General features: G+C 45.4%; 13 protein-coding genes. 3 read left to right on the top strand and 10 right to left on the bottom strand.

Annotated features, from left to right (window positions below; genetic code table 11):
• Positions 1-2 precede the first annotated feature (2 nt).
• Positions 3-1,067 carry a succinylglutamate desuccinylase/aspartoacylase family protein gene (locus AELLOGFF_RS00270; RefSeq protein ID WP_159269219.1) on the top strand — a complete coding sequence of 355 codons (1,065 nt, stop codon included), beginning with the start codon at positions 3-5 and terminating at the stop codon, positions 1,065-1,067.
• A gap of 504 nt (positions 1,068-1,571) precedes the next feature.
• The gene (locus AELLOGFF_RS00265) at positions 1,572-2,624 is read left to right on the top strand and encodes a helix-turn-helix transcriptional regulator (RefSeq protein ID WP_159266780.1); all 1,053 of its coding nucleotides are present in this window, start codon (positions 1,572-1,574) and stop codon (positions 2,622-2,624) included.
• A 131-nt stretch (positions 2,625-2,755) separates the two neighbouring features.
• Here AELLOGFF_RS00265 and AELLOGFF_RS00260 read toward each other — a convergent pair whose 3' ends face one another.
• The 6 genes from AELLOGFF_RS00260 to ahpC all read right to left on the bottom strand — a co-directional run bounded on the left by AELLOGFF_RS00260 (position 2,756) and on the right by ahpC (position 9,778).
• Positions 2,756-3,586: a hypothetical protein gene (locus tag AELLOGFF_RS00260; RefSeq protein WP_159266779.1), complete on the bottom strand. Its 831-nt coding sequence runs from the start codon at positions 3,584-3,586 to the stop codon at positions 2,756-2,758.
• A gap of 146 nt (positions 3,587-3,732) precedes the next feature.
• The gene (locus AELLOGFF_RS00255; RefSeq protein ID WP_159266778.1) at positions 3,733-5,496 is read right to left on the bottom strand and encodes an ATP-binding protein; all 1,764 of its coding nucleotides are present in this window, start codon (positions 5,494-5,496) and stop codon (positions 3,733-3,735) included.
• 70 nt (positions 5,497-5,566) lie between these two features.
• On the bottom strand, positions 5,567-6,139 hold the full coding sequence (locus tag AELLOGFF_RS00250; RefSeq protein WP_200842573.1) for an HNH endonuclease: 573 nt from the start codon (positions 6,137-6,139) through the stop codon (positions 5,567-5,569).
• Between the two features lie 111 nt (positions 6,140-6,250).
• Entirely contained in the window at positions 6,251-7,039 is a 789-nt protein-coding gene (locus tag AELLOGFF_RS00245) for a hypothetical protein (RefSeq protein ID WP_159266777.1), read from the bottom strand.
• 511 nt (positions 7,040-7,550) lie between these two features.
• The gene (gene ahpF, locus AELLOGFF_RS00240; protein WP_159266776.1) at positions 7,551-9,146 is read right to left on the bottom strand and encodes an alkyl hydroperoxide reductase subunit F; all 1,596 of its coding nucleotides are present in this window, start codon (positions 9,144-9,146) and stop codon (positions 7,551-7,553) included.
• Between the two features lie 62 nt (positions 9,147-9,208).
• Positions 9,209-9,778, bottom strand: coding sequence for an alkyl hydroperoxide reductase subunit C (gene ahpC, locus AELLOGFF_RS00235; protein ID WP_159266775.1), 570 nt, complete (start codon positions 9,776-9,778; stop codon positions 9,209-9,211).
• Positions 9,779-9,926: 148 nt separating this feature from the next.
• Here ahpC and oxyR point away from each other — a divergent pair, with 148 nt between their 5' ends.
• A complete protein-coding gene (gene oxyR, locus AELLOGFF_RS00230) occupies positions 9,927-10,823 on the top strand; it encodes a DNA-binding transcriptional regulator OxyR (protein ID WP_159266774.1) in 897 nt (298 codons plus the stop codon).
• A gap of 15 nt (positions 10,824-10,838) precedes the next feature.
• Here oxyR and AELLOGFF_RS00225 read toward each other — a convergent pair whose 3' ends face one another.
• The 4 genes from AELLOGFF_RS00225 to AELLOGFF_RS00210 form a co-directional block, all read right to left on the bottom strand.
• Positions 10,839-11,351 (bottom strand): DUF1993 domain-containing protein, encoded by a 513-nt coding sequence (locus AELLOGFF_RS00225; RefSeq protein WP_159266773.1) that lies wholly within the window; start codon positions 11,349-11,351, stop codon positions 10,839-10,841.
• Positions 11,352-11,517: 166 nt separating this feature from the next.
• Positions 11,518-14,121 (bottom strand): DUF6351 family protein, encoded by a 2,604-nt coding sequence (locus AELLOGFF_RS00220; protein WP_159266772.1) that lies wholly within the window; start codon positions 14,119-14,121, stop codon positions 11,518-11,520.
• 561 nt (positions 14,122-14,682) lie between these two features.
• Positions 14,683-16,458, bottom strand: coding sequence for a sugar phosphorylase (locus tag AELLOGFF_RS00215; protein WP_159266771.1), 1,776 nt, complete (start codon positions 16,456-16,458; stop codon positions 14,683-14,685).
• The gene (locus AELLOGFF_RS00210) at positions 16,459-17,679 is read right to left on the bottom strand and encodes a glycosyl transferase (protein ID WP_159266770.1); all 1,221 of its coding nucleotides are present in this window, start codon (positions 17,677-17,679) and stop codon (positions 16,459-16,461) included.
• Positions 17,680-17,684: the final 5 nt, after the last annotated feature.

Genomic DNA, 17,684 nt, shown 5'->3' with positions numbered 1-17,684 from the left:
ATATGCAAACACTAACTATTGCGGGCGTCGAGATCGTCGCCGGTACGCGTCAACAGATAGAGCTTCCTGTTGCCAACCTTTATACCCACACCGAATTATCCATGACGGTGAAAGCCGTGAGTGGGCGCAAAGCAGGCCCCACACTGTTTGTCAGCGCCGCGATTCATGGTGACGAGATTAACGGTGTAGAAATCGTCCGGCGCTTACTACAACACAAAGCCCTGCGCTCCTTACGCGGCACCCTACTCACCATCCCCATCGTGAATGTTCATGGCTTTTTAAACAACAGTCGCTATCTACCCGATGGCCGCGACCTTAACCGCTCATTTCCAGGCTCGCCAAAAAGCTCGCTGGCGGGACGCATGGCCCACACCTTTCTCAATGAAGTTGTGCTGAAATGCACCCACGGAATAGATCTTCACACCGGCGCAAGACATCGCAGCAACCTGCCGCAAATTCGCGCCGACATCAAAGATAAAAGCACCCTCGCGATGGCAGAGAGCTTTGCCGCGCCGGTAATTTTACATTCGTCGACTCGAGACGGTTCCCTGCGCGAAATTGCCAGCTCCAACCAAATTCAAGTCCTGCTTTACGAAGCCGGTGAAGCGCTGAGGTTTGATGAGGTTGCCATACGTGCAGGTGTTAGCGGCATATTAAACGTCATGCGCCACATTGGTATGCTGCCGCCATCGCGTAGCAAAAAAAGCAAGCGCAGCAGTATGATTGCCGGGCAATCAGCCTGGTTGCGCGCAACTAGTAGCGGCGTCTTAAGAGCCATAGTCCCGCTGGGTGCCTTTGTTACAAAAGGCGATGTGCTGGCTCTAATCTCTGACCCCTTGGGCGACAGCGATTCTGACGTAAAAATAATGGCCAGTGACGACGGCATCGTTATTGGCAGAACATTTTTACCCCTCGTTTATGAGGGCGACGCCTTATTTCATATCGCTAAATACAAGGCAAATATTGAAGAGGCCCTCGAGCAAGTAAATGCCTTCAGAGAAGCCTTTGAACCCGAGATATACCCCATCGCAGACGATTATGACGATCATCCGCCGATTGCGGGCTAGATAAATTGACGACCAGCTGCCACGGCGCTGGTCGTAGCTTACATCGCTTACTCTCAGCAAGATCTATTTGGGTAAGCACACTTAGGGGGGATTATTTCTTAAAATATCTAGCGTTTGTCTGCTCTTGGTGTCGCACCGTAGATCAGTGAATCGTTGTTCTTTGCCGCCATTAGAAAAAGTAGCATCCATGCTTCAAGCACTAATTAATCAGCGTGTCAGTCCCTCCACCACCCTAGTCTCAGATTGCTAGGCACTTAATGTCATACATCCATATATCTTATAAATACTTAACAAGCACAACTAGAATTGCTCGTTGCGTAATCTAACGCTATAGTTTGTTCTTCGCATCCCCTAGATTGGGGAGATGAGGTAGAAAAAGCTTTAGCGATGCACAAGAAGTGATGCAAAAGCGTGTACGTTAGGCCATATTAATTGATGCACAGCGGTAAATTGTCTCAACTTATTGGGGAGCTGTATCGACACGCGCATATCGCGGACGGATGGATGGCTTTTTTTGCCATGCTAGAAACCGAGATTCCCTCTCGCTCTACAACCCTGATGTTTGAGGAAATTGAAACACACACCACCGACATGGTGCTATCTCGTCATATAAGTGATGACGAGCTCCAAGTATACGGTGAGCATTACATTCAAACTGACGTCTGGGCCAAAGAAATGGCCGAACTACCGCTGTTTACCTTCCACAGCAACGAAGTGCTATCTGATCGTATTTTTTTATCCTCAGAATTTTATGCCGATTACACCAAGCCCTTAGATATACGCTACGCATGCGGCGCTTACATAGAAGATCCAAAAATTGGCCAAGCATTTAGAGTCACCATTCAACGCGGCCACCGACACAAACCTTTCAGCCAAACGGAACTCGACACCCTAAACCTCTTTATTCCGCATTTACAAAATGCGCTCACCATCTACAAACGTCATATTGCACTGGAATCACTGCAAAGCGGATTTAACGCAATCACGACCATACTGGACAGTGCCGCGTACCTGCTGCGCTACGATGGCACACTGGTCTCAAACAATAAACTAGCCGAAGAATTACTTAGCCAAGATGCTGCGCTTGTCAGCGGAGGCAAACTCAGCTTTAAATCTCATAAATTACGAGAAACCGTAAACCAGCTAATCCACAGCCTCGGTCAATTCATTGAGAATAAAGCCAGCGCATCTCGCACTTATGCGCGCACCGAAAATTATCAAATCAGCGTCGAACCCCACCTGCTCCCAAGCCTCACTACTGACGATCAGGAATTAGGTATCTTGCTGCAAATTAAACATATTGAGTCTCACATTGACCTTGACATCGCCGGTCTAGAAACCCTTTTTAAACTGACAACAAGCGAGGCCAACGTGACACGCCTTCTTGCCCGAGGCATGGTGGTTAAAGACATCTCAGACAATATGGGGGTCAAGGAAAGTACCATTCGCTCACATCTTAAAGCAGTGTTCTCCAAGCTGCGTGTTCGCTCCCAAGCTGAATTACTCACAAAGGTGAACGCCTCCTTGGCAAGAACACGGCTTGAGCTTAGCTCTTAAACTAGGCCGCTCTGTCACCCTTTAGCGGCCCTACAGAATTAATCGACTTGGCAGGACTATTTCAGGAAAGCAGCCATTAGCAACACATCCAGAAAGAGTTGCCAGTGCGGCATCCTCGCTTACTTGATTTGTTAGGGCTGGTTGTTTCGCTCTATATTATTAACAATGGCAACAGCTGATTTTTCCGCCCACAAAGACATTGCAACATTTAATGATTCAGACACTACAGCGAGCTCTCTTTTTCCAAGCGTTGAATCATAAAATGAAGAGTAACTATTAAGCTCATCATTGGAGATATTACGATATATATAATATGACGTGAGAATAGCCTGCTGTTCTAATTGTGGAGTTAGCATTGCCCTCATAGAATTAATCTCCTTATTTATATCAACAGTAACTTCACTCCCGTTTTCACTTTCAGCTGTCATAAATGCTGACATCATGGCCTTGATTACCTGAACGGTCATTTCAACCATCAAACTTACCATATCTGTCGATACTACAAGGCGACGTATGGCTTGTGTAGTTTCAGGTGTTGGAGGTGATACCTGAAGGTCGGCGATGTATCGGAGGAGGTTATTCTGGAAAAGTGGGTCAGAAGATTCTGCTTCTGCTGCAGTAATTTTCATAATTAAAGAGCTTCTCCTCCACTCTAGCAATTCAGAAATCTCACGGTTATTTGAGTTATTCTGAATATGGTTGCTAATAGAGGCTTTTATATCAGAGGGATCCCATGCATCAGTAAGTACTAGCATGACCTCTTTTTCTACTTCAGGATTTTCTGCGGTGAGAAGCCGTTGGTTGATCATTGCATCAATCTGGACTGGCATTGAGTCAATCATTTCTTCAATGCCAGATAGCTCGATATATTGCTCAATCGTTTCTTCAGGGATATTTTCAATCGATGCTAATGCTTGAAAGCTTATTAAGCTAATCCATAGAAAATGTAATGCAGCCTTCATATATTCCCCCTTGGTAAAAAAATTTATTCTTTATTTATCAGTATTTCTAAGCTTGGATTAGATTGGCAGGTTAAAGACCCTAACGCGCACAACACCAGAAGAACGAAGCGTAGTTTTTCCGAGTGCTTGTGATTGTTATACGTTTTTTATGCATGTGCTTCGCCACCAAGCTCTACTAAAAGCCAATTCAACTGATTTCTTGCATTTGAAATAATCTCGTCGAAAATAACAACCTCAGAATTGGGCTCTTTATTATAGTGCGGCGGAAGGTCTTGACCTCTTTTCCCTCCTACTAATAGAACCTTCATTTCGGAATTGGTATAAGGTACGAAATCATTTCGATACGCAGTAGCCTGCTGGTAGTCTTTGTGCCTTAAGCTATGGCTTGGCCGCTTAAACTCAATCAAAAGATATTCATTTGCAAAGTTGGCATTTAGAAGAAGATCAGGACGTTTATTAGCTCTTTTACCTGTATACTTTTTTTCTAAATAATCTTCGACCTGACGCTTTAATGTTTTATTACTGCTAAACACCGAATAACTAATACCAAAAATCCACAGACACTTTTCAAGAGCAGTGTGAACCACGCTTTCCTCTGTATCATCTCTTTTACAAAGCTCCTCAAACCGGTCAAGGAACTCCAATCTGCTTTTAGCTTGTTCAGCTACGATTGCCAGCTCTGCCAAACCAAACTCAGTCAATGCTTCAGCTAGCTTAGCTATATCCGAGTGTTGAGCATCATGTATGTAATCCAATACCGCACGATAGTCTGTTCGTTCAAGAGCATCTAACAATACTCCGACTATAGGTTCCACCTTTGATTCTGGCTCTCCATAGTACCTACCCAAAATTGACTTTATTGCTTTGTCTGCGTATTGCCTTTTATATTCTGGAAGCTCTGCGAGTCTTTCATTAATTCTTTTCTTTAATCTTGCTTGAGCAAGATTCATTTCACGGCCATATTCTTCTTTGACTTTGTCTTTGATTATCGGTCGTATATAATCTGCAACCTCTTGGTACAACTCGCTATTTTCTACCAGCGCTCCCCAATCAGCGGTCACGTGGTCAAATAAGCCATCAACCTCTACCTCGCCATATATTTTCTCCAACAGTTTTGGAGGAAAATCATCTTCCTGATCTAGCCCGAAGAAATCGGGACTACCAACAGTTTTACCTCCAACTCTTATAGATATTCCTGGCTGCTTCAACTTGCCTTTTTGGCTTGATACTGTGAACTCTAGGTTCACGCTTCCAGCAGACGGGAGTTCTGCTTTATGTTCAGTATAATTCCCCTGTATATCATCAATACCTAAGGCTTTGTCATTAACCATTACATCAAAATCTTCTTCACGACCATACTCTTGAAGCAATTGCTGTCTCATTTTTTCAGGATTCGGAAATGCCAGCCCATGAATGAGATCTGATAAAGTAATCTTGGTTCCTTGAGTATCTTGGTCACAATCTTCAACTATAAGGTTGATGGGAAGGTCTTCGATATCAGTTGCGTTTTCAAAATCCTTTGTAGATATTGAAAACTCACACTTTTTTCCTCTGGACCATGTTTCTAATCGCATCGAGTTTGCTATCATTAAGCCTGCGAATTTACCTATGCCTTTCTTACCTTTGACTTTTCGCTTCTTTACCGCTGTAAGCTCCCCCCGCCTTTTTCTGCGATCACTTGCAATAAATAAATATTCTCTCAGTAATTCTTGTTCTGTCATTCCACAGCCGCTGTCATACACAGTAATTGGATTATCCGTCATCGGCTCAGGAAGAAAAACATTTACTGATGGGGCGTCAGCATCCCAAGCATTATCGACCAACTCCTTGAGGGCTCTCTCAGTCGATCTATAGTTTTCCGAGAGCAGCTTGGCTAATCTTGTATCAACTTGAAATGCAATTTTTTTCATAAATCATTCCATTCCGTGAAGCTAAATTACGTATAACGCCTTGCACAGCGCCGCGAACAGCTGCCATTTGTTATAGCTTTGCATGTGTTTTGGCTATTTTTTGATTTATTTCAGTTGCCAGCGTTTGGGCTTGACGCATGGTGTTTTGTACTGACTCCCAATTTGCCCAATGCTGCTCCCATTTTTCTTTACCAACAACAGATTCAAAATCTACTTTTGTTGGCTCCAGCCACGCCTCGTATTTATTCAGCTTTTCGATGCGTTGTTCGAGGTCAGGTACACCCCTAGATTTTGGAGACAGTTTAGCAGAACTCACAATCCAAGCTTGCCACGGCTTATTTCCTTTCGATTGATTGCACTTTCCACATGCAGGCACAAGATTGTGAATTTCAGAAATGTAGCCTGTAGGTTTTTTGTTTAGTACTAGAGGCCGCAAATGATCCCACTCTGAAGCCACAGCCCCGCAGTAGACGCACTGGAAACTATCATGATCCATTCCAAGAATATCTAGTGCTTCTTTCACCTGTTCATTTGTTGGAGCAATTATCGGAATAATTGAGTTTATAAATGAATTCGTGATGCTTGATGATCTCCCAGTAATTTTCATTGGGGTTGGCATTCTGAATAGTGCTAAGTAATCCATGGCTCTCTTTAGCTATAACGCCCGGCTCACCGAGCAAATTTATGGTGGCGGCTTTTGTGCGTGTTATTGCACAAAAGGTGACAGCGGAAATTTGTCCGGTGCAGCCGTTTGTTAGAAGCTACCTCGGGTAACTATGATTCTTAATATTAGCAATGACCATTTGATTGAGTCATAGACCAAAGCCGTAACTACAGGCTTTGTTCCGTGTACATCGCCCATGTTCGATCTAAGCTTTTGCATAATAAAAGCCGCTTGATTTAGAGAGCCACTAAGATTTTTTTCAAGTGGTTTATAATCCGACTCTACCCAGTTAATTTCTTGAAGCTCTCTTATCAATGATTCTTTTGCCCCAACAGCTTCAATGGACTTATTAATTCTTTCTTGAAAAGACGCACTATTTGGATCACCTAACCCGTACTCTTCATAAATCATGCTCGTAACAGAATCCAAAGCACCACATGAAGCAGATAGCGAACCACTTAAATCACCGTCTCTTAATCTACTTGCTGCTTTCAGTATATCTTCATGAGCTTTCTCAGGGATTTCTCTTAATTCTGAAATATCAAATATTTCTACTGGCAAAAGGGTTGTTCCTGAGAACTTCCAACCAACTCTAGCCAATACCCGGTCTAACTCGCTGGATAATTCAGGCTTTCTTATTAAGACTTCCTCGCAACAAATAGACGCTACACTCCCAGACTCCTCGGCATTCATTTGCCCAATCTGGCAATCAATAGCGCTAAGCAGTTGTGATTTTGATGCGCCATCTTTCGGTTTTTGTTCTAGGTGAGCCAAAAGGGCCATATCTATACTGGTGTAACCGATAATTTCCTTAATAACACCGAAGCTAAAGTTGTTAGTCAACGATGACCTAATTGGACCCCAAGGTATTTTCTTCATTCAGGTGATCATCCTTATTGAGCTTCTAACATTTTAATCATACGCATGCTCGTTTCGCCAAAATCGATATATCAACAAAGCTAGCGCAACTTATTAATTTACTTAAGAAAAACAAGGGGTTCATACTTAGGTGCGTTTCGACAAACGAGCTCGTGTAGTTGTAATTTTGGAGGGGGGTCTCATATGTACTGCCTCATTTCCCTATGTTCTTGTTCTTAATTCCATTTTCCGAGTGACTGCCGACAAAACGAGCGTTACACACTGGATATACGAGCATATATCTAGATGCCGTAAAAATATACTAATTATTTGGCCCGTACAAAAGGTGCCGTGCAGCTCATTGGCTGGCTCCACCTCACCGAGACTCAATCGTTAATTATGTGACTGCTGAGTGTCCGCTTTTGGGTAAATCGATACATAACGAACACTCAGGGCACGGCCTAAACAGCCTGCTCAAAAACCAAAAAAGCCCCTAAAAAGGGGCAAAGAGGTGTTTTAAAACGGGATGGGCTTAAGCCGCTTGCTCCTCGGCATTTTTAACTGGGGTCTCGTCGACACCCTGGCGAATTAGATAATCAAAGGCCCCCAAGGCAGCTGTTGCTCCACTACCCACTGCAATAACAATTTGCTTATACGGTGAGGTGGTCACATCCCCTGCGGCAAACACACCCGGAATTGAGGTTTCACCACGTGCTGACACTTCAATTTCTCCCCGCGGGGTTAGCGCGACACTGCCTTTAAGAAACTCTGTGTTTGGTACTAGGCCAATCTGCACAAAAATACCGGCTAGAGACACCTGCTTAGATTCATTCGTTTTACGATCTACATACTGCAAGCCTGTCACTCGCTGACCATCGCCAAGGACTTCGGTGGTTTGAGCGCTGGTAATAATGTCGATGTTCGCCATTGAACGTGCCTTGCGCTGCAATACATCATCAGCACGTAGCTTGTCGTCAAACTCCAACACCGTCACATGGCCGGTAATACCCGCAAGATCGATGGCGGCTTCAATTCCCGAATTCCCGCCACCAATCACAGCTACTGATTTGCCTTTAAATAATGGCCCATCACAGTGGGGGCAGTAAGCCACACCTTTACCACGGTATTCCTGTTCACCTGGTACATTCATTTCACGCCACCGCGCACCGGTTGCCAGTAATACAGAGCGACTGCGCAATACCGCGCCACCATCCACGCTTACTTCTATGCTGCCATCTTCTGCCACTGACAGTGCCGACGCCTGGTGCCCAGACATAATATCGACATCATAAGCGCCTACATGCGCTTCAAGATTAGCGACTAACTTTGGCCCTTCAGTCTCGGTTACTGAAATAAAATTCTCGATACTCACGGTATCTAAAAGCTGGCCACCAAATTTATCGGCCAACACACCTGTGCGTATGCCTTTTCGGGCGGAATAAATTGCTGCCGATGCTCCTGCTGGGCCACCGCCAACAACAAGCATGTCAAACACGTCTTTTTCATCGAGCTTTTTAAGGCTTCTGACGCCTGCATTTTTATCAATTTTCTTCAGTATATCGGCGAGGTTAATCCGCCCTTGCGAAAACTGTTGGCCATTCATAAACACGGTGGGAACGGCCATCACCTTGCGTTCATCGACCTCTTCTTGAAACATCGAGCCATCGATCATTTCATTACTAATTTGCGGGTTAATGGCCGCCATCATATTTAGTGCCTGTACAACTTCTGGGCAAGTTTGGCAGCTCAATGAAATATAGGTCTCAAAACGGTATTCACCGTCTAGGTTACGCACTTGCTCAATCAGCTCTGGATCAACTTTAATTGGGTGGCCACCGCTATGCAGCACCGCCAATACCAAGGACGTAAATTCATGGCCAAGCGGGACCCCTGCAAACCGCATTTCTGTACCGTTAACAACAGAGCGTACGCCCATTGCTGGCCGGCGTGCACTTGTGTCGTCACCTTCAACAAGGGTGACCAAATCAGACAGCGCACTGATATCATTCATTAACGATTGAAGCTCACGGGATTTGTCTTGGCCATCTAGATACGCGACCAGTTCCACCGGTGATTTAAGATTTTGGAGGTAGGCCTCCAATTGTTTTTTCATATTCGCATCTAACATAACGACTCCCATAAACTCTGAATTCTTTTTAAAAATGGCCCCTAGCAGGGGCCAACTAACGCTTAAATTTTGCCAACAAGGTCTAGTGACGGAGACAGTGTTTCTTCACCTGGCTGCCAAGCTGCTGGGCAAACTTCACCATCGTGATCTGCAACATACTGTGCCGCTTGTACTTTGCGCACTAGCTCTTTTGCAGAACGGCCAATACCTAGATCGTGCAATTCAGCGACTTTAATTTCGCCTTCAGGGTTAATAACGAAGGTGCCACGTAGCGCCAAACCATCTTCTTCAATCATCACGCCAAAGTTGCGAGAGATTTTTCCTGTTGGATCACCAATCATTGGAAATTGGATCTTGCTAATGGTGTCTGAAGTGTCATGCCATGCTTTATGAGTAAAATGGGTATCGGTAGAAACAGAGTAAACTTCTACACCCATTTCCTGCAGCTGCGCATAGTGATCAGCCATATCACCTAGTTCGGTGGGGCAGACAAAGGTAAAATCAGCAGGGTAGAAAACCACAACCGACCATTTGCCTAATAGATCAGCATCGCTAACATCGACAAAATCACCGTTGTGATAGGCTGTTGCTTTAAAGGCTTGTACTTTGGTGTTGATAATTGTTGGAAACATAATGTCACTCCTGACGTTGTAGTAGTAAATTCGGCAAGGTAAACACAACTCGCCTTAAGCTCAGGAGTGATATTACGGAAGGGCTTCGACAGTATCTAATCGATCATTATTATGGTATTAATAGGTTTTAACGATCAAAAGTAGAGCGATGATAAAAATACGTGACCTACAGTATCTTGATGCCGTAGCGAGAGAAGAACATTTTGGGCGCGCAGCGGAATCTTGCTTTGTTAGCCAACCCACCTTAAGTGGGCAAATTATGAAGCTGGAAGATCAGCTCGGCTTAACGCTTTTTGAGCGCCACCGAAAAAAAGTGATGCTCACCCCCGCTGGCAGGGAATTGTTATCACGCGCTAGACAGGTTTTACGTTCTGCAGAAGCCTTTGAAGAAGCGGCAAAAGCCCTTGCAGACCCACTGAGTGGCGACCTGCACATTGGCCTGATTCCAACAGTAGCGCCTTATCTTCTGCCCCACATCATGACAACGCTGGGCGCCACGCTTCCTAATATCAATTTTTACCTACATGAAAACCAAACAGATGTGCTGCTTCAGCAATTAGATGAAGGCAAACTCGACGTACTCATCCTAAGTTGGCTTCCCACTATGGAGGGCATGGTAGAACGCTATACCTTATTTAACGAGCCCTTGGTTTTAGCCTCGCCCAATAAGCACCCGCTAGCCCAGAATGACGCATTAACCCTAAAAGACTTGAATGGTCAGTGGGTACTCACACTAGAAGATGGCCACTGCCTACGTGATGAAGCGTTAGATTACTGCTTTAGCGCTGGCGCTCGAGAAGACACACGCTTTCAGGCAACCAGCCTTGAGACCTTGCGCTATATGGTTGCCAGCGGCATGGGGATTACCCTCATTCCGGAGCTAGCTATAAAAGAAGGTGAACACGGACTGCAGTACACACACTTTAAGGCGCCCGTACCGAGCCGAGAAATCTGCTTACTAGTCAGGCCAAACTATTCCCGAATGCAATGCGTACGAGCGGTGGTGTCTTCAATCCGTAGCTCGATGGCGCAGTATGTTGGCTAACACCCAATGAGGCGCTTACTCTATATAAGGAATAGCGCCAAGATAATCTAACTTACCTACATCTACACCATTGTGACGCAAAATTGCGTAGGCAGTGGTTACATGAAAGTAGAGGTTAGGGATGACAAAGTTAATGGCAAAAGCACTACCCAACATTTGCTTATCATTACGCCAAGGCAGGTTGATTACCCGCGATGCAGTGTCGGTAAAATCCGCCTCGGTAAACGTTGCCAAATAATCCTGAACTGCCGCAATCCGAAGATACAATTCCTCTAGCGTTGTTTCGCTATCTTCATGTTTGGGCGCGCTATCTGCTTTACCGGCTAAGCGCGCCGCACCCAGTTTTGCTGTATCACAACACACTTGTACTTGACGCACTAAAGGAAACTGATCAGGCGCTAAACGAGAAGTAAGCAACACTTCAGGGTCGATTTTTTTGTCTTCAGCAAACACCGCCGCTTTTTCTAATATCGATTTTAAATTGCCAAGCATCTTGCTCGCCTGAACTACGGTAATATCGTAAAACATAACTCCCCACCTTATTAAATAATTTGAGTACGCCTAATAAAATTGGGGCCTCAGAGGCAAGATTCAATCCCGCCCCAATAATTAATTGAAAATCACACACTGCCCTCTCGGGTAAGTACGAAACGAGATTACCCGCCGAACAAACAGTTCAGGCAAGGCCTTCCTGCTACCGGCTTAATTCAAATGGTGCCGACGCCCAGCCGGTACGAGATCCCTGCGGCGGTGGTGGTAACGGTTGACCACCAATAACAACACCCTCTGCAGTACCGTACTCCAGCCACGTTTGCGTGGCTTGGGTACCAACACCAGCTTGGCTGTAATCACAAACCCCGTCAGGAAAAATAGCACGTACCTGCTCTACAAATGCGGTTACATCTGAGATCAATGGGTTAGCGGCGTAATCCACTGGATCGACAGGGCGCAGCTGACATTTATTATTCCACGTTTCAATACCGTCCCCCGCCACAGTGCGCGGCGTGCCAAAACGGGTTTGAACCAAGGTGTGCTGTAACTCCGCCAATGGCTCTGTCAATTGCGCGGAGGCGCCGGAGCTGTCGTAAGCGCTGGCGTCTAAACCGCAAGCCTGATTCGCCACTTGATCAAACACCACGCCAGCCTCAGGCGGTGGAGATGGAAAGGTAGAGGGAATCGGTACAATAGGCGTTGGATATAAAAGATTACCGGTGAATGGAATAATAGGGCCATTATCACTAAGTAAAGTTTGAACTGATAAACAGCGATCTCTGGCAGCCGCCGGTTTATTAGCAACAACCTTTTCAGCCAAACTCACTTCACTGGCATCTGCCTCAATCGCCGACATCCAGTCATCCATCACCACCAAGGCCTCAGACGAATACACCGTGTCACCCGCCAACGGAATTTGACCAAACCAGATTACATGATTATCAAAATGACCTTGCTTAGCCTCTAAGCGTGCCCGCATTTGCCAAGAGTGATAAGCATCGTGGGCAATACCTGGGTCCGCGCCCCGTAAATCAATAATTGCAACATTACTCAGGTGTTCGGCGGTATTAATGGCCCCCGTCTTATAGGCATTACTCAACGCCAGTGGGTCAGCCGTAATTCGCTCTGGCTGCTGTCTTACATCAACGGTGAATCCGCCAATATTTTGGTTTAAATCTAAAAATTGATCTGCGGTTATCGCGCCTTCCTGTAAGGCGCTTAAGCCATATTGAACGCCAATGTTATCCAGCGGTATACCACCATACCCATAGCCCAAGATCTGCTCATTTTGCGACCAAACATCCTCGGTACGCGTACCAAACTGGGTTTTCATATAATCAATAATGCCGCAACGCAAACCATCAATCTTTGTTTCGGCATTATAAACTGGGACCGCATCACGCAGACCTGAACAATTTTCCTGATCGGGATAGGCCGATGGAAAAAAGGCCAAGTCCGACACAATAGGATTCAGCGGCAAGTGTCCATACACCAAGCTCCATTGTATAAAGGGAATAAAATTTGGATTAAACGACGGCAAATTATCAGGGTTAAAATCAGCCGGATCAGTAGGATAGCGACTGCCAAAGTAGGTATTCAATAAGTTGTAATCTGCAAACTGAGTTGCCGTTGTCCAAGCATCGGGGTATGAACACTGCACTATAAGACCTTGATATATACCAGGATACGCATTCGCCACATGCTGCTGCGCAATTGCTCCACCAGAACAACCTGTGCCTATTGTGTAGCGCAGCTCGCCATAGGTTTCAACAATATGCTCTTTGGCCATCATTAATGACTCTGCGGAGGTCACTAAATTTACATTATGGCCAAGGTTAGACTGAGCGGTAGACAAGGTTAAAAATCCACGACTTAAAGCCACCGTTATACTGTCTCCCAGAAGTAACTCACCCCCATCGGGTGCCGTGCCACTAATATCACCATTGGGTGGATTTCCGGGGCCATAGCTCACCCCCACATTTCCGCCATGATGAATCAATAACTTGCCATTCCACTGTGACTGCGGCGCAAAAGGTGTCCACTCAACACCGGGCTGGAACAACGTCATTATTTGATAACGATCACGATTTTGAACACCACGCTCCACTCTCACAATAAACGGCAACTCTTCGCCATTATCGGTGGTAGTCATAGCAATATCACTTTCCGCTGGCGGATTAGCTGGGTCGTATGACAGAAATGCCGGAGGAAGCTCCATGCTAGCTGGGTCAAAGCTCGTCAATAAAGCCTGTAGTCGATTGGCAGGCACATATTTAAAGCTATATTCAGCAGCCTGATTACACTGCGCATCTAACGCTGCGTCATTGGTACATGTCCACGGCTGTACCTGCGGGCCTGAGAAGACTGGACCACCATTTGGATGATTAACAATGGTTGTTGTTAATACCGACTGATCAGCTAATGTAGCCACAATTTCATTGTCACCCAGCGCCAACCCCTCAACCAACCCCATGAGTCGACCATCACTACGCGCAGCAAATATGTGACTAATATCGCTACCTCCAGCGGTTACAATCACACCGTCCAAATTCGCGGTATCCTCCGCAATGACTTCTATCAAAGCATTGCCACCACTGATCAAATCTGAACGATTAGATAACACCCGAATCTGCCCCTCGCCAACAACTGGGGTATTATCGTTGGGCGTATCGTCACCCACCGTATCTACAGGGTTTGAGTCTAACCCACCTCCAGAATCGCCAGAACCACCACAGGCAGAAAGTAACAACGTCGATAGCATGACGCAGACGGCAATAAGCCATAATTTAACGGAGAGCAATTTCATATCAACAACCTTTATCTATTCTTATTATGTGGCCTGACCGCGCCATGCAGACTAGACCCCACCCAAACCCGCTCGACAACGCCTTGGGAACAGAGCAAGCCTAACACCAAAATCTCATTTTTAATATATGTGTCATAGTGACGACATGACACACAATTGGAGCACCTTAAAGGAAGCTAAGATTCACCCATAAGGTGCCCGCTTTAGACGCCTTTTGGTAAAAGTGACCCATGGCCAATTTATAGGAGAGTGCTTTTGTCGTGCGCCATAAACGACTGCTCTGACAAAAAAGAGGAGGATGAGCGAAATAATTCTGCAGGCGCAACACCTGTGTATTGTTTAGAAGACCACGGGCTTCCATTCACACAGGCCCACCAGCAGCAACATATTTCAATTGTGGCATATTGCTAAAATCAAGTAGTGAGTCCTTGACGAGGAAGTAACTGTGGCACCCACTAGCATACGATTGGGCCAAGACCTTAATGATAAAGCTACCATTATGGTGAAAGCCATTGAACTGAACGCCTCCCAAGCAGATTGAGTATTGGGCCAAAAGTGCGTTTATTGCGTTGCTGTTACATTGTCACAGCGGCGCAACCAACGATACTCATAGGGCTCAAGCACTAGACTTGCCTGACTGCGCACATCTACATCGTCATTCAGTATATCTAGCCAATGGGCGGTTTCATCTAAGTTCAAATCTGCGAGTAAGATTTCTTGCCGCTTGGCACTGATATTATAAATAGCCACGATAGCAGCGCCACTGCTGTGGCTTTCACGACGAATACCAAATACCTCATCACCCAAATGCAATGGGTATTGTGCAGCGTTGGGGTGGAATGCTGCTTGCGCAGAACGCAATGCGATTAAATCCTTGAGGGTTTGAAATATTCTCGCGTGATGGCTATTGGTGCCAAGTTGCGATTCAAGATCGTCTGCTACCCATTGATGGCGATTTATCGAACGATTATGGCTGGTGTGTAAGACACGGTTTTCATCATTCTCTGTCGCCAACAAACTGTGAATATAAAACGCGGGGACACCTTGAACGGCTAGCATCAGTGCGTGCGCGCACACAAAGCGCTGCTCTTGAAAACCATCTTCGCCGTCATTTTCATTATCTGGGTATAGGTGGCGACGCATAGCATCGAACAAACTAATATTTATTTCGTAAGGTCGGTTATCGCCATTGGCTAAGGTTCGCCACGATACGCGACCGCCACTTTTTTGCATTAATGCGACCATCTGATTGATGTCCGCATCATCTAACAAACCTTCTGCAGGACGAAGGCCAATGCCGTCGTGCGAGGCAATGAAATTGAAATAGGTGGTGCCATCTTGCGCAGCCGGCATACCCATCATCCATTTTTTTAGTGCTTGGCAGCTGCCGCTTACCATTGTATTGATAAGCAAAGGAGGCAGCGAAAAGTTATAGACTAGATGGGCTTCATTGGCATTGCCGAAGTACGCCAAATTCTCACGAAGCGGAATATTGGTCTCGGTAATAATAATTGCTTCTGGCACAGCATGTTCTATTAAAGTTCTTACCAAGCGAACCGCTTCGTGGGTTTGCTCTAAATTCAGACTCGTTGTACCGGGAATTTTCCACAAAAATGCCACCGCATCAAGCCGGAAAATTTTCACTCCCATGTCTAAGTAATAACGAATTATTTTTACAAATTCTAATAATACTTTAGGATTTTGAAAATTCAGATCAACTTGGTCATGGCTGAACGTACACCAAACATGACGCTTGCCATCTAGGGTTTGTACTTCATTAAGAAGCGAGCTTGTACGCGGCCTAACCACTTCGCTTAAGTCGGTTTTGGGATCGACTTCAACAAAATAATCCATGCCGGGATCACGACGCTGTTTAAAATTTTCAAACCATAAACTACGACTTGAGCAGTGGTTAATAACCAAATCTGCCATTAAGTCAAAGTCACGCGCGATAGCATTAATATCTTTCCAGTCACCCAAAGAAGGATTAACTTCCACATAATTTATAACTGAAAAACCATCGTCTGAGCTGTAAGGGTAAAACGGTAAAATATGAACACCGCTGATTAAACCGCGTAATTCCCTACGCAGAAAATCATGTAAGGTGTGCAACGGCCACTCACCCTCTCGCAATATTGAGTCACCGTAAGTGATAACCAAAGTATCACTCTCGTCCCAAAGGTTTTTATGCGCCGACGGCATAAAACAACGGTGGTCTAGCGCCATCAAACCCACTATGTCATCGAGTAGTGCGGCTTTTTCAAGATCGGGGTACAAGACCTCTAAATGAGCACTAATTCGTTCACGTAAATGCTGTTGCGGCGCTATTTCCGTCATTCAGGAAAACTCCTCATTGTCAGCGATGACTGCAGCCATCATATTGTCTAAAAGTGTGGGTTCCGCGCTACAGACACGGTTCCAACTAGGTATAAACGGGGTTTCCATTGGGTTCTCTAAAAACATATTACCGGCTTTTACAATATTCTGAGCAAACAATTCAACGGCCTGCTCTTCGCGATGCAGGTCTAAATCTAGCCCGTTCATCACCGCATCATTGCGATAACTATCCACAAAATCTAAAGCTATTCGGTAATAAGTGGCCTTGATAGAACGAAACGTTTCGCTATTAAACACCACACCGTTTGTTGCCAGTTTTCTAAACATGGCCTTGGCAATATCAATAGACATTTTTGATAAGCCGCCACTGTCGTCTGCTTCAGATAAGGCTTGATGCTTATGATCATAAACGTCGGCAATATCTACCTGACACAAACGGTTAGTAGAGTAGTTGCGGTACATTTCTGATAAAACACCAATTTCTAATCCCCAGTCGCTGGGAATTCGAAGGTCATTCAATACGTCTTTACGCATTGAAAACTCACCAGATAGTGGATAACGATAACTATCCAGATAGTCTAAGTAATCAAGAGAGCCCAGGACTTTTCCTAGGGATCGAATCAAAGGGGTTACCAGTAAGCGGCTTACCCTGCCATTAATTTTGCCATCGGCAACCCGCGCGTAATACCCCTTACAAAACTCATAGTTAAAGCTGGGGTTGGCCACTGGATAGAACAGCTGTGCCAATAGACGGCGGTCATACGTGAGAATGTCGCAATCGTGCAATGCGATGGCTTCGGCTCGTCCTGATGCCTGAACATAGCCCATACAAAACCACACATTTCGGCCTTTGCCAAGTTCAGCGGGCGATAACCCTCGCTGTTTCAGACGCTCGTCAATGGCCTGTAATCTTGGCCCATCATTCCAAAGTACACGATGACGCTGAGGCAATTTACTAAAAAACTTTAATGCATAGCGATACTGTTCTTCCGTTGCCTGATCAAGACCAATAATAATCTCATCGATATAATCTACTTTCGCAATTTCATCAATGATATTGGACAGCGCAGAACCTTCTAATTCCGAAAATAACGATGGTAGTATCAGCGCCATAGGCCGCTGTTTAGAAAAACGGCGCAACTCATTTTCTAGGTCTTCAAGCGGCCTATCAACAAGGTTGTGCAGCGTAGTTACAATGCCATTCTGGTAAAAATCGCCCATAAATT

This window comes from Zhongshania aliphaticivorans (genome assembly GCF_902705875.1).
Classification (GTDB): Bacteria; Pseudomonadota; Gammaproteobacteria; order Pseudomonadales; family Spongiibacteraceae; genus Spongiibacter; species Spongiibacter aliphaticivorans_A.
The sequence above is the reverse complement of the archived record's forward strand: the minus strand, read 5'-3'. Positions and strand labels throughout refer to the sequence as shown.

What these genes read in the sequence shown, in the direction of transcription:
- AELLOGFF_RS00270 (WP_159269219.1), top strand. Translation starts at nt 3, where the DNA reads ATGCAAACACTAACTATTGCGGGCGTCGAGATCGTCGCCGGTACGCGT.
- AELLOGFF_RS00265 (WP_159266780.1), top strand. Translation starts at nt 1,572, where the DNA reads ATGGCTTTTTTTGCCATGCTAGAAACCGAGATTCCCTCTCGCTCTACA.
- AELLOGFF_RS00260 (WP_159266779.1), bottom strand. Translation starts at nt 3,586, where the DNA reads ATGAAGGCTGCATTACATTTTCTATGGATTAGCTTAATAAGCTTTCAA.
- AELLOGFF_RS00255 (WP_159266778.1), bottom strand. Translation starts at nt 5,496, where the DNA reads ATGAAAAAAATTGCATTTCAAGTTGATACAAGATTAGCCAAGCTGCTC.
- AELLOGFF_RS00250 (WP_200842573.1), bottom strand. Translation starts at nt 6,139, where the DNA reads ATGGATTACTTAGCACTATTCAGAATGCCAACCCCAATGAAAATTACT.
- AELLOGFF_RS00245 (WP_159266777.1), bottom strand. Translation starts at nt 7,039, where the DNA reads ATGAAGAAAATACCTTGGGGTCCAATTAGGTCATCGTTGACTAACAAC.
- ahpF (WP_159266776.1), bottom strand. Translation starts at nt 9,146, where the DNA reads ATGTTAGATGCGAATATGAAAAAACAATTGGAGGCCTACCTCCAAAAT.
- ahpC (WP_159266775.1), bottom strand. Translation starts at nt 9,778, where the DNA reads ATGTTTCCAACAATTATCAACACCAAAGTACAAGCCTTTAAAGCAACA.
- oxyR (WP_159266774.1), top strand. Translation starts at nt 9,927, where the DNA reads ATGATAAAAATACGTGACCTACAGTATCTTGATGCCGTAGCGAGAGAA.
- AELLOGFF_RS00225 (WP_159266773.1), bottom strand. Translation starts at nt 11,351, where the DNA reads ATGTTTTACGATATTACCGTAGTTCAGGCGAGCAAGATGCTTGGCAAT.
- AELLOGFF_RS00220 (WP_159266772.1), bottom strand. Translation starts at nt 14,121, where the DNA reads ATGAAATTGCTCTCCGTTAAATTATGGCTTATTGCCGTCTGCGTCATG.
- AELLOGFF_RS00215 (WP_159266771.1), bottom strand. Translation starts at nt 16,458, where the DNA reads ATGACGGAAATAGCGCCGCAACAGCATTTACGTGAACGAATTAGTGCT.
- AELLOGFF_RS00210 (WP_159266770.1), bottom strand. Translation starts at nt 17,679, where the DNA reads ATGGGCGATTTTTACCAGAATGGCATTGTAACTACGCTGCACAACCTT.